Annotated in this window: 15 protein-coding genes, 3 tRNA genes and 1 pseudogene; 18 read left to right on the top strand and 1 reads right to left on the bottom strand. The window is 61.5% G+C overall.

All coding sequences use genetic code 11. The annotated features are described in order from the left end of the window. Positions 1-81: 81 nt before the first annotated feature. From Q0602_RS10185 to Q0602_RS10110, 16 genes and pseudogenes are all read left to right on the top strand, one after another. Positions 82-158 (top strand) — tRNA-Phe (locus Q0602_RS10185). A gap of 88 nt (positions 159-246) precedes the next feature. After that, positions 247-322, top strand: a tRNA-Lys gene (locus Q0602_RS10180). Between the two features lie 39 nt (positions 323-361). Further along, positions 362-438: transfer RNA gene (locus Q0602_RS10175), tRNA-Lys, on the top strand. Between the two features lie 26 nt (positions 439-464). Beyond that, positions 465-707 (top strand): annotated as a pseudogene (locus Q0602_RS10170) (PCRF domain-containing protein); the annotation flags it as partial. Further along, complete coding sequence (locus Q0602_RS10165) at positions 696-1,139, top strand: peptide chain release factor-like protein (RefSeq protein WP_298842485.1); 444 nt, start codon at positions 696-698, stop codon at positions 1,137-1,139. The pseudogene Q0602_RS10170 and the gene Q0602_RS10165, both read left to right, overlap by 12 nt. A 35-nt stretch (positions 1,140-1,174) precedes the next feature. Continuing rightward, positions 1,175-1,348, top strand: a complete 174-nt coding sequence (locus tag Q0602_RS10160) for a hypothetical protein (protein ID WP_298842469.1) — start codon at positions 1,175-1,177, stop codon at positions 1,346-1,348. After that, positions 1,345-2,673, top strand: a complete 1,329-nt coding sequence (locus Q0602_RS10155) for a hypothetical protein (RefSeq protein WP_298842466.1) — start codon at positions 1,345-1,347, stop codon at positions 2,671-2,673. Before Q0602_RS10160 ends, Q0602_RS10155 begins: the two co-directional genes overlap by 4 nt. Beyond that, entirely contained in the window at positions 2,666-3,721 is a 1,056-nt protein-coding gene (locus Q0602_RS10150) for a hypothetical protein (RefSeq protein WP_298842463.1), read from the top strand. Before Q0602_RS10155 ends, Q0602_RS10150 begins: the two co-directional genes overlap by 8 nt. Before the next feature lie 92 nt (positions 3,722-3,813). Next, on the top strand, positions 3,814-4,179 hold the full coding sequence (locus tag Q0602_RS10145) for a hypothetical protein (RefSeq protein WP_298842460.1): 366 nt from the start codon (positions 3,814-3,816) through the stop codon (positions 4,177-4,179). Positions 4,180-4,223: 44 nt separating this feature from the next. Further along, positions 4,224-4,895, top strand: coding sequence for an RES family NAD+ phosphorylase (locus Q0602_RS10140; protein ID WP_298842457.1), 672 nt, complete (start codon positions 4,224-4,226; stop codon positions 4,893-4,895). 20 nt (positions 4,896-4,915) lie between these two features. After that, a complete protein-coding gene (locus tag Q0602_RS10135; RefSeq protein WP_298842454.1) occupies positions 4,916-6,211 on the top strand; it encodes a hypothetical protein in 1,296 nt (431 codons plus the stop codon). Next, the gene (locus Q0602_RS10130) at positions 6,201-6,824 is read left to right on the top strand and encodes a hypothetical protein (protein WP_298842451.1); all 624 of its coding nucleotides are present in this window, start codon (positions 6,201-6,203) and stop codon (positions 6,822-6,824) included. Before Q0602_RS10135 ends, Q0602_RS10130 begins: the two co-directional genes overlap by 11 nt. A gap of 66 nt (positions 6,825-6,890) precedes the next feature. Continuing rightward, complete coding sequence (locus Q0602_RS10125; protein ID WP_298842447.1) at positions 6,891-7,910, top strand: S8 family serine peptidase; 1,020 nt, start codon at positions 6,891-6,893, stop codon at positions 7,908-7,910. Between the two features lie 45 nt (positions 7,911-7,955). After that, entirely contained in the window at positions 7,956-8,246 is a 291-nt protein-coding gene (locus Q0602_RS10120) for a hypothetical protein (protein ID WP_298842444.1), read from the top strand. 1 nt (position 8,247) lies between these two features. After that, entirely contained in the window at positions 8,248-8,928 is a 681-nt protein-coding gene (locus tag Q0602_RS10115; RefSeq protein ID WP_298842442.1) for a hypothetical protein, read from the top strand. Further along, positions 8,925-9,077 (top strand): hypothetical protein, encoded by a 153-nt coding sequence (locus Q0602_RS10110; protein WP_298842439.1) that lies wholly within the window; start codon positions 8,925-8,927, stop codon positions 9,075-9,077. The genes Q0602_RS10115 and Q0602_RS10110 overlap by 4 nt, the downstream gene beginning before the upstream one ends. Here Q0602_RS10110 and Q0602_RS10105 read toward each other — a convergent pair. Beyond that, positions 9,074-9,337 (bottom strand): hypothetical protein, encoded by a 264-nt coding sequence (locus Q0602_RS10105; protein ID WP_298842437.1) that lies wholly within the window; start codon positions 9,335-9,337, stop codon positions 9,074-9,076. The two genes, Q0602_RS10110 and Q0602_RS10105, sit on opposite strands and share 4 nt — an antisense overlap. A 118-nt stretch (positions 9,338-9,455) precedes the next feature. On the opposite strand from Q0602_RS10105, the gene Q0602_RS10100 reads away from it, so the two are divergent. Both Q0602_RS10100 and Q0602_RS10095 read left to right on the top strand, forming a co-directional pair. Next, entirely contained in the window at positions 9,456-10,694 is a 1,239-nt protein-coding gene (locus Q0602_RS10100; protein ID WP_298842434.1) for a hypothetical protein, read from the top strand. Continuing rightward, positions 10,691-11,473 carry a hypothetical protein gene (locus tag Q0602_RS10095; RefSeq protein WP_298842431.1) on the top strand — a complete coding sequence of 261 codons (783 nt, stop codon included), beginning with the start codon at positions 10,691-10,693 and terminating at the stop codon, positions 11,471-11,473. The genes Q0602_RS10100 and Q0602_RS10095 overlap by 4 nt, the downstream gene beginning before the upstream one ends. The last annotated feature ends 38 nt before the right edge of the window (positions 11,474-11,511 follow it).

Genomic DNA, 11,511 nt, shown 5'->3' with positions numbered 1-11,511 from the left:
GCAGGGGAATCATAATCCCAAGGTCGGAAGTTCGATCCTTCCCACCGCCACCACCACGAAACATGATCAGGCCTCGGCATCGCCGGGGTAGCTCAGACGGTAAGAGCGCTGGCTTGAAAACCCAGAGGTCGTGGTCTCGAACCCCACTCCCGGCACCAGCCAAAGAGAGAATTACGATGGCATATCTTCTTCGAAAACGCGGGACACACTGACGCAGGCGAACCATCTCCGCCTGCGAATGCGCATGGACGCGTAGTTCAGTGGGTAGAACAGCGGACTCTTAATCCGCGTGTCGGGGGTTCGAGTCCCTCCGCGTCCACCAGCTTCACATGATGCAGGCAGATGCCTGTCGATGCCGGAAGGACGCGTAGCTCAGTAGTGCAGAGCAGGGTGCTTTTAACACCAAGGTCGTGGGTTCGAGTCCCACCGCGTCCACCAGCTCCATATGAAGAAGGACATCCATCATGAAGACCATCGAGATCCATGCAGGCGAGGGCGGCGCTGACGCCGGCCTCTTCGCCGCCGAACTGGCCGACATCTACTCGAGCCATCTGACCACCATCGGTTGACCGCACCGCGTGGAGCGGGAATCCACGCCCATCACGATCAGCGCAGAGCGCCTTCCCGAAGGCTTCCGTCACGAGACGGGCATGCAGCGCGTCCAGCGCGTCCCGGTCACCGAGCGCGGTGGACGCGTGCACACGAGCACCGTGAGCGTCGCCATCCTCGACGAGAGCAGGACATCCACGCGTCTCGAGGACCGGGATCTCGCCAGGAGATGGCATTCCGGCACGGGCGCCGGCGGCCAGCACCGCAACAAGACCCAGAACTGCCTCGAGCTGACCCATGTTCCCACCGGAACGAGCGTCAGCGCCAACGGCCGCTCGCGCAAGGACAACGAGCGCGAGGCCCTGCGCCTTCTCGAGATCCGTCTTGCGGAAGGAGAACGCAGTAGTCATCGCGCTCGCATTGACGATGACCGTCGCGCCCAGGCGGGGAGCGGATCACGATCGGGAGAGCGCATCCGGACGTGGCGATTCCAGGAGGGAATGGTCATAGATCATCGGACGGGAAAAAGCGTCCCGGTCAAGACCATCAGGCGAAAGGGCATCGAGAGCATCTGGCCCGACAAGGACTGATTCCGGGAGGGCGGCTCCAGAGAGGAAAAGGGAAGATGAAGAGAACAGTGAAGCAGTGTGTCATCGCATTCGCACTCGTCGTCCTCCTCGCCTCCGTGGCACTGCTCGTGACCGGCTCGCCCGCGGCCATTATCCCGATCGCGCTCTGCATCGTCGCGCTCGGAGGGGCGCTATCGGAATACCTCACGGAAAGGGACAAGGACCAATGACGCTCAGAAGGAAGATCGACGAGCCGAAGACGGGAATGCCGATTCTCGTCGACGAGGGAAGCCCTTGGAGACCGGAGTTCTCCGTCTGGGACATCGTCGCATACGAGGACGAGATGATCCGGCTCATGAAGCGCAGCGATCCCCACATGACCATGGATCTGCCGAGCGGCACTCTCTCCAGCCATGGGCGCCAGGCGGTATGGACGCATGCGCTGCCGGACGTTCCGGAGGAGAACCTCTCCGGCATATACACCATCCTCAAGGACAGTCGGCATACGAACCATGCCTTCCTGTTCGAGGTCGGGAGCCGCGATGACGAGGGGCATGCGCGTCTCGAACTCATCACGGACGATGAACACCCGGAAGACGGAGACGATCTCTCCACGCTGCGTCTCCATGTCGATTTCGCCGTCCGCACGAGGGACGAGGAACCCATCCTCATGAGGTATCCCGAAGGCTCGATCATCCTACTGCGTCCCAGTCATACGCTCGATGACGACATCGACAGGGTCATACTCACCGAAGGCGAGGCGGTCGACACCGGCATGACCAGGAAGCAGGCCGAGGAGGTGCTGGGCATCCAGACCGGCCCGTTCCGCATGAGCGCGTGGCCCCTGGGCGGCTACGACGATCTCGAGATGGAACTCGGCTTCTGCATCGCAAAGCACGAGACGGACCGCGTCATAGTCCTCGTCATGGACACCGGCACTCTCGAACGGCCGGACAACGGCTACGCCGTCCTCCACGTCTCGGGGTCCAGGCTCTACTGGAACGACACCATCGCCGACGAGATGTGGGGAACGCCCCTGAGGCACGGCATCTGGATCGGCACGGGTATAGCCTGGCACGACGCCGGCGAGGACGGCGCCGAATGGGACGCAAGCTGGCAGCGGGCCACCATCGCCGACATGATCGAACACGGACTGACCGATGAGGAGGTCCTCGACCATCTGGCCGACACACTGGAACGGGACGTCACCCTGTCGGATCTACATGGCCTCTTCGCCGAGGATTGGACCATGCCGATGTTCGAGAGAATCGAAGGAGATCCCGATCGCGATCTGCAGCAGGCGGCCGCGGACTGGATCGATGGACTGATGACCGTCCTTCCCCAGATCTGGGATAAGACCATCAGCCAGCAGGAAATCCCGGGCGGAGGCCTTCTTCTTTCACTGCGCGTGAACAACCGCATCGCAGCGACCGCGACCGTCCAGAAGGACGAACGGTTCGGCGGCGTCCTCACCCGTTGGCTCGACGAGGATCCCAGGGACCGAATCTTCGATCGCGACATCTCGGAATGGCGAAGGTCCATGTCCGATGGATGAACCCACGACGCTCGAATTCGGAAACGGCCCGAGCTTCCCCGAAAGGCCGATGAAGGCCGAAGAGAGGAGGATAGCCCGGCGCATCGCCACGGCGATAGGCAGGCGATCCGGTGTCCAGCATGAATTCGAGGACGGTGACATCGTCGTCATCGTCGGATCATACGGATACATGGACGTCACCTGCCGCGCCGGCCTCCTGAAGGCCCCTTTCCGCACCAGACCGCTCTCCATCCAGGCATTCCAGAGGAAGTCCGCGCGAATTCCCGAGCAGGTCCTGTGGGAGGCATACGGAGAGACCATCGCCGAACTCATGACCTCGCCCGCCCGTGCGTCGGGCATGATGAGGGATCTTACGGACAGGATCGACAGGACCCTCACGGGAACCGGCATGGAGCTTCTCCGGTATCACCCGACGCAGGTCGGCAGGGAGAGCATCTCGGTCGAGGCTCTGATCAGAATGGTCGACACCACCCTCAATGACTGCGAGGCGGTCTTCCATCTGGAACACGGCGTCTCGAGATACACCGCCCGCAACTTCCAGAGCCTCAACCGAGAGGCGAATGCACAGGCACGACGAATCGCGAGACGTCAGGACGGACACGTCATCGATACGATCATGCACGCCGCCCTCGGGGCCATGACCGCGAGGGAGAAGCGCAAGCTCACCGAATTCATCCGCGATCAGGCCGGACGGGACCGACGCTACGTGCCCGAATACCGGAACAAGGAATTGGCCGACCGCGGACTGAACGTCCCGGAGGCCATCGAGACCCTCAAGGTCAAGGACGGCGTCATCTCCGGAAGGGTGAGAATATCTCACAACGCCACCTTCAACAGGAACAGGATGCTCGTATCGGGCCATCTGCCGCAGACCTTCATACAGAAGGCCATCGGTTCGCGGCTGGGTGACATCATCCAGCATCCATGGGTTCCCGGAGACGTCGTCATCGAGGAATGCAAGACCCACGCCGCCGATCGCACGGCCATCAAGATCGAGATCCCGCAGGTGCACTTCCCTTCAGGAATACCGGTTCCCGACAAGGAATAGACCAGGTGGTCCACCTCACGAGAGGAAAAAACAGGATGAATATCACAGAATTCCCTTCACAAGTGGCCATGGATGCTGGACAATTCGCATCCATGGGAAACCCGATAAGCACGGATCGCATGGCAAGGAGCTGCGTCGAGCTCCTCACCCGTCACCTCGGCCTCACAGCGGAGCAGGCGGGTGAGGTCCTGGACATGGACCCCGACCTCGTGAATACCCTCCGCAGACAGGCCGACGGCATTCCCGTCGTGATCCCCAGCCGATCCATGCCGAAGGTGGAGAGACTCTGCGCCATCCAGTCCATGCTGCTCTCCTGCTACACGGTTCCGAGCATGGTAAAATGGTTCCATGCCGTGCTCCCGGGGCGGTCGGACACACCGCTCTCGATCATCTCGAACGACAATCACGACGGACTCTCCCGCGTCCTGCAGGCCGCAATCGGCAGGGCCAGCCACTGAAGGGACGGGACGCCTCGATCACGGTCCTCAAGGACCAGACCACGGTGCGTCTCATACCCGCAGCGATCCTAGAGCCTCGCCTGCGTCTCGTCGAACACGGGAACGTCATCGAAGGGCAGGCCTTCGATCTCGGATCGATTCCCCTCGAAGGTCCGGGAACGCGCAGCAGGAAGGCAAGTCCCGCCCTCTCGAGGAAGGTGATGGACTCCTTCCACTACTCGACCATGGTCCGCAACCGCTTCAACGACGTGGGCGACAAGGGCGTCTACTACGCCGGCACCACTCTTCCGGCCGCGATCGAGGAGATCCGCTGGCACCTCGACAATGACGAGGGTGTCCCGTTCGACAAGACCCGGGTCTACCGGGCGGTCAGCGCCAAGGTGTCCGGCAGGTTCCTCGATCTGCGGGGCACATGGGAGATGGCGCTCCATCCGGACACGGAGAAGGGATATCCGGCCGGACATCGCATGGCGGCGAAGGCCCGCGAGGTGTGCGACGGCATAATCTATCCGAGCGCCAGGCATCTGGACGGCACATGCATCGCCGTATTCAATCCCGAGGCCGTCTCGGACATACGTCTCGGAAGATGCATATCCTTCGAGCCCATCAGTGAGCGCGAGGGCAAACAGCGTCGCTTCGGATACCGGATGCATGCCCAACCCCATGAGCTCGCCGCGGCCCAGGCGGCCTCACGCGCCGCCATGCAGCACGCCTGAACACCAGCAACGGAGAAACCATGGACCAGCAGTCACCCGCGATCGCGGGAATGATGGATATCGCGCGCAACGCAGCCGGTTTCTCCATTCCCGCCGTTGATCTCGCAAGACTCGAGAGGCACGATCCTTCGGACCCCTTCTCGCGGACTGCGATCTCCAAGGAGGTCTTCAACACCCGCTACTGGATGAACTTCAGCGCCAACTGCATCACCACTGCGGGGCAGCAGAGATGGATCGACGAGAAGGGCGAGAAGATCGAGACCCCGCGGCCGCTGACGATCTCCTGGTCCAGGGAGATGGGACAGAGGCTGGCGGACGACCTCACACGCAATGGATGGGAGGCCGTGCTCTCGACAGGCGGGACCGATCCCGTCGAGAAGGAACGTCTCAAGGTCGTCGTGCCAACCCATCACATGAGCGATCGCAATCGGTATCCGGGCCATATCGACGTGCACTACCTGATCATCCATGCATACATCAGGAACACCAGCGGCACGAGATCGGTGAGGACATTCCGGACAGACAGCATCGGACGTCATGACGCTGCCCGGAAGATAATCGAGCGCATCCGTGCGATCGACAACGCCATGCCGGCCGACCCCGATCAGGCGCTGGAGGAAGGCAGGAAGCACGCGGAGCGGGTCATGCGCGAGAGCTTCGCCTCCCACGGCATCCAGCCGAGGATAACCGACATCAGGAAGGCCAACGGAGACGATCTCACCTTCGACATCTGGCACACCATGACGAACACCCTCATGCAGGAATACGGAACACGCGATCAGGTGCGCTTCCATGGCGGGGATCCAGACGACCCCTGGAAGGCCTCGATATCCTCGTTCGGAAGCGGCATGCGGGAGGGTGACATATCCGCCGAAGCGAAACGGCGAGCGCAGATCGAGAAGAACGGGGGCCTCATGCAGACATCCCTCGTCCGTCAGCTCGTCGAGTCCCAGGGGCTGAAGCCGATCCCGCTGAGTTCCGACCACGGAGGCGGCACGAAGAGCGAGGTTTTCCACCTTCCCACCGATCCGCCGACGAAGGTCCGGATGTTCGTCAAGGACGGACGTCTCGAGGCCGAGGTGCACATAGGCAAGGACATGAGGATCACGACGGGCTCGATAAGCATCGACAACATCGATGTCCCGGAGGTATCCGTCAGAGGCCTGAAGGGAAAGCCACTGCGTGCGCTCATCGATCATCCCCTTGTGGCGGACGACATGGTCATAACGAGCATCACCCCGAAGGGGCTCGGGATAAGGGCCAGGATCAGAATGGGAAGCCACCGCGTGGACACGAGCGAAATCGATGAAGGATGACCGGACCGACATAATCGACCGTATAGAGGCGAGCAACGCCTCTCCGCAGGTCAAGGCGTTCTGCATCATGCTCATGCGTGACGCCATATCGCGCAAGGTGGAGGGGGACTTCAATCTCTACGGAGCCCTCTCTTCGCTCATGGACGACGACAGGTGGTCGCGCCTCTATCGCAACCCGACCAACGACAAGCACGCCTTCGTCCCGGTCATGCAGATCCTCGCCGCAGTCACGGGTGCGCGCATGAGCGGCCTGGTCAGCGAAGGGTGGCATCTCGACACATCGAGGAAATCCGAGAGGGAGATGAGGCGCCTCCAGAGGCGGTTCGACCGCGAAGGCTTCTCCATATCCGGGCATCCCGAATCTCGGGAATGCATCTTCGTCACGGTGGAGACCGACGAAGAGGTCCTCGTCGCCAATGTCTCCCTTCCGATCGAGGAGGGAAAGACCATCATGGTGATGAGCAGCAATGATGATGACGGGACCGGAGTGGAAGGCGAGATGACCGGTCTGAGGCCGACACCCGAGACGAGACTGAGGGTTCTCTCCGCAGGAAGGGCGACGGCGGTCGACATCACCGAGGAACTCGAGATCGACTGGATCACCCATAACTGATCCCGGATGCTTTGTGCATCGCGACCATCATCCTAAAACGAGACGATGCGCTCTCTGATCGCCCTCATGCTGCTGCTCATCGGATGGCCCTCGATCATCCATGCCCAGGCACATGCATCCTCCGAAGGCGATGGCATCGTCAGAATAGCCGTCCTCGACACCGGTGCGAAGATCCCCGATTCATACGAGCATGCCAGCGTGCGCTATTTCGATGCCAGACCCGGACAAGAGATATCCGAACAGCAGGAGGGGTCATACAGATCAGAGCACGGCACATGGGTCACCAACGCAATCCTCGAGCAATACGATCGACCGGTCGAGATACTCTCCTACAGGGTCGAGAAGTCATGCGTCGAGGAGGTCCGCTGCGAGATCAGCACGGCGACACTCGCGCGGGCGGCGGTCCACGCATCCAGGCAGGGTGCCGACATAATCCAGATATCCAGTTACGGACGGATAGATCCGGCACTGGAGAACGCGCTCGCCGAGCTGGCGGACAGGGGGATGCACATCGTCATGTGTGCCGGCAACGAGGGCGGATCATCTCCGCTTCTTCCTCTTGCTCGCCGCAATCCCAGCAATATCCACATAGTCGGATCCCTGGGAAGGGGCGACTCCCGCTCGTTCTTCAGTGCCCGCGATGACAGCAGGGACGAGCCCCTTCTGCGTTGGCGCCGCGGTGAGCGGGTCGCAAGCCGCACATCGACCGGCAGGATCAAGCACGTCACGGGGACATCCTACGCAGCATCCCTGATGACCGCGGATCTTGCAAGGGAAGTGGGCGGCTCGAGTGCCGTCCTCGCGGTGGCCCGGCCGGCACCGGTACCTGTCAATACGGATGCCGAGCCGGCCGCCATGAGTGTGCAGGACAGAATCGATACACGCGTCGCACTCGCCGAAGGCGGAGAGATATCCGTGTCGACATTGACGGCCGTCGAGAGGGCACGGCTGCATTCGAGGGCCATACGCCCGGAGGAACGGATGACCGAAGCCGTCGACCCTGCACCGCAGCTTCCGACCGAGAAAGAAGCGGCTGTCGGTATGCAGCGGACACGCAGTCGGGCCCTGAGACCCGACAAGGAGTGAAGTGGACACGGACGATCCACGGGCACAGTTCTGAAGGAATGGAAAATGGGCAGGATCATCAAGGAAGACGACTGGATCGAGCAGTATCGGCCGAAGCCGGCACCGCGTCCCGGTAGCGGATTCGATTTCGGCGACGGATGCACCCTCGTCGATGGAAGCGGTCCGGGAGATGCGCAATATCTGGAAGGATGCGGTGAGAGGCATGTCTGGACCGTCGTCGATGACGGAGAGTTCACGGCGATCTCTCCCGGTCGACACCACGTGAACCGGCTCGGATACATCGTCACCGAGAAACCCTGGGAAGACGATGTGGACGAAATCGAGATGGAAGACTGACATGAGCGAGGTATGGTGCAGGACCGAATGCCAGCCGGATTCGGAACTGCCTTGCATCCAGCACATCGTGATCACGGCACATGCCGATGCCGGTGAGGCCGAGGCCTGCCTCGGCGGTAACGCGCTTCGCGCATTCCACGAGGACCGCGATGGTCTACGTCTGGGACGGATGGTGATGCTGCGCTACGCCTCCCCGAAATTCACCCTCGACGGCATGGACGGCGATGATCTGGACACCGTATCCCAGGTCGACGAGGAAGGTCGGGAGATCGTCGGGGCCATGATCAGGGCCGACGCCGTCACCGGCTCCCGACCGAGCTGCGGTCTCATCATGGGAAAGTCGATCCACGTCGTCCCCTCCGTTCGCGGACAACGCGTCATGACAAGGCTCCTTCAGGAGGCGCGTCGACTTCATGCGGGAATACCGTTCCACTATGCGCATCGAGCGATACCGCAGGAAGGTTCGTGCTACCAACCGGGATACGAAGCCCGCATGGAACGGCTTCGTGACGGATACCTGGCCGCAGGAGTCGATCTCACGGTCCCCGATCCTGACTCGTGGCCGGAGATAATGACGGCCTACTGGGACGGTCTCTCATCGGCAGTGGACGAATGCGTCATCGACTGGACGAGGACCATGCCCATGATCACGGATCGCCTCACACTGGATCGCGCTGCGTGATCTACCTGACGATCCTCATGAGCGCGGTCCTCAGCGTTCCCGTCGCCCTTGCCTTCAGGGGATACGGACCCAAGGCCATGGCCATCGCCGGCATCACCAACTTCGCTGCCTACATGCTCGGCCTCTGGCTGCTCGGAGCCTTCGCCTAGGTCCTGACCCGCAGAATGGAGAGGTTCAGTCCTCCGACCGTCACGACGGAGCCGATAAGGGCTACGAAGAAGGAGGCGACCGATATGTCTCCCCCGAACAGCACCGGCATTCCGAAATAGGGTATGAGGACCAAGGTCGCCAAGAGCGATCCGAGCATGCCCATGGCGATGTTGAGCAGCATGTGCCTGCGATATCCAAGAACAGCCCACGCCATGTAGCCTATGGCGCCGCCCGCAGCGGCAAGAAGCAGAACACCCATCTTCACGATTCCTTCCGTTTGACGAGAAGGCGTCGAGCTCGAGAAGGCCCGTGACGCCTCCTCCCATCTCGAAATCCAACCCCCAATGATACCGGGGGTTCCGGAAAAGGAACCAGACATGGCCTATCAGACCAAGGACCTTCCGAAAGGCGAAGAACGCGGGTTCTCCTGGGTGCGCGTGGTCGGCGAGAACGGCAGACGCTTCCATTTCGCCTTTCCACCCGGCACTGCCATTCCGGATGAGGTCGACTTCGGCGATCAACGCTATCAGGGCACCAGAGGCCCTTTCCCCTTCTCCGGCAAGGATTTTCCGGAACAATCCTGCCTCAGGGATCAGGTGGGGCTGTCGGAATTCGATTGGCACAAATGGCTCGACGAACTGGTTCCGCGACCGGATTCATGCGAGATAGAGATAGAGATCGTCTACATGCGGAAGGACATCAGGCTCCATGCCACGACTTACCGCCGCGGACGCGTCGAGACCGTCACGAAGAGAATCGACGGCGAGAAGGACATCGTGCCCCAGATCAAGGACGCCTACGGATACTTCGAGAGAAACTGCCCCGCCCCCACCGACGAGGAGCGCAAGGCGATCGCGATAAGCACCGTCGGCCAGGCGATCCTCCACCGCATCAAGAAGGAGGGCCTCGATCTGCTGAGGGACTGGCACGCGAGGATGGAGGAGAGATACTGGGGCGACACGTCCTACGGATACCCCGCCCTGTCTCTCGACGGCATCCTCTTCGAGAAGGACGGTATCAGCAAGGTGGTCTTCGACCGGCGGGCGGAGCACCGGCAGATACTCGTCGCCATCGATTTCGCCGGAGGTCATTCCTATGCCGAGGACGACAAGGGTGCCACCACGATCGTGAAAGGCGAATACGGCGAGACGATCGTGTCCGGGGCCAAGGGCAGGCCGTTGTCGGTCTATCTGGGTGTCCCAGGAGCAGAGGAACAGATGATCCGCGTCTCCAAGGCCGAGCGCGATCCGCCGTCGATCGGCTCCAACCCCAACCACCGCATGAGACTGAGGTCCAGCATCGAGAACGTGGCGCTGGAGATACCCGAAGGAACAGAGGACAGCGATGATCAGGTCATGGATGACCTGAGGGAGCTCATCGGACCCGATGGATACTTCATGCGGGCGGAGGACGGAGTGATGACCCATCTCTCCATGTTCGACGCACGCACGATGAGACGCGTGCTCTCCATCCTCAAGGCCGATAGACAGGTCGGTCTAGAGGACCACGGAGGACCTCAGATCAGGTTGAAATCCCCCGGAGGGCACATATCGATCGACTACGCGAAGGACATCGCCCTTCCCTCCCCCGACGAGATATACGGAGCAGCCGCATGAGCACCTACATCGGAGGCTACCGAGCCGGACTGGGAGTGGTCCGGGTCCATCAGATCCTCATGGGCATGAGAGACGTCATCGCCGAGATCGGCGGCAGGAAGATCGACAGCGAGATCGCGAAGGCGACGGCCGATCGGTTCGACAGGATCAGCGTCGGCAGGATCGAGCCGCCAGAGACACCCATGGTCGCACGGGACATCGCTTCGGACGTGTTCCGTGAGATAGATCAGCGATTCCTCGATATCGCCAAGAGCGGATACCGTGATCCGAATGTCGACACCTCATTCGACGTCTGGCTCTTTCCCGACGGCGAATGCACGCTCCTCATTCCCAACTGCGAACAAAAGGAGATGGTGGAGCTCCTGAAGACGGAACTCGCACTGGAGGACCATCACTGGCAGAACTCCACCGACCGCCCGGAGGACGTCAGCGCCGCCGACTGGAGCCGACGGCGCGAGGACTGGGACCGGGTCATGCCCAGCGGTGTCCCGGCGAACACCTGCCTGACCTACAGGCTATTCGACGGGCGTCCCTGGATGCACACGGATCGCGAACGCATGTGGAAACTGACCCCCTCCCGGGACGAGCGCATCCGGCGGCTCGCAGAGGATATCCACATCACGGACAACTGGGACAAGGAACGAGGTATGAGCCAGGCGTTCGATCTCATGGAATCCTATCGCTCCGACGACAGCGCCAGGAAGGCCTCGGAAGACGCCATAAGGGAGGCCATCATCGACATAGATCCCGAAAGCCCGGTCCGGTTCCGCCTCGCATAGCCAGCGTTTCCCTTTTCCGGTGATCCATCCTAAAATGG

This window comes from uncultured Salinicola sp. (genome assembly GCF_937921195.1).
Lineage (GTDB): Bacteria > Pseudomonadota > Gammaproteobacteria > Pseudomonadales > Halomonadaceae > Salinicola.
The sequence above is the reverse complement of the archived record's forward strand: the minus strand, read 5'-3'. Positions and strand labels throughout refer to the sequence as shown.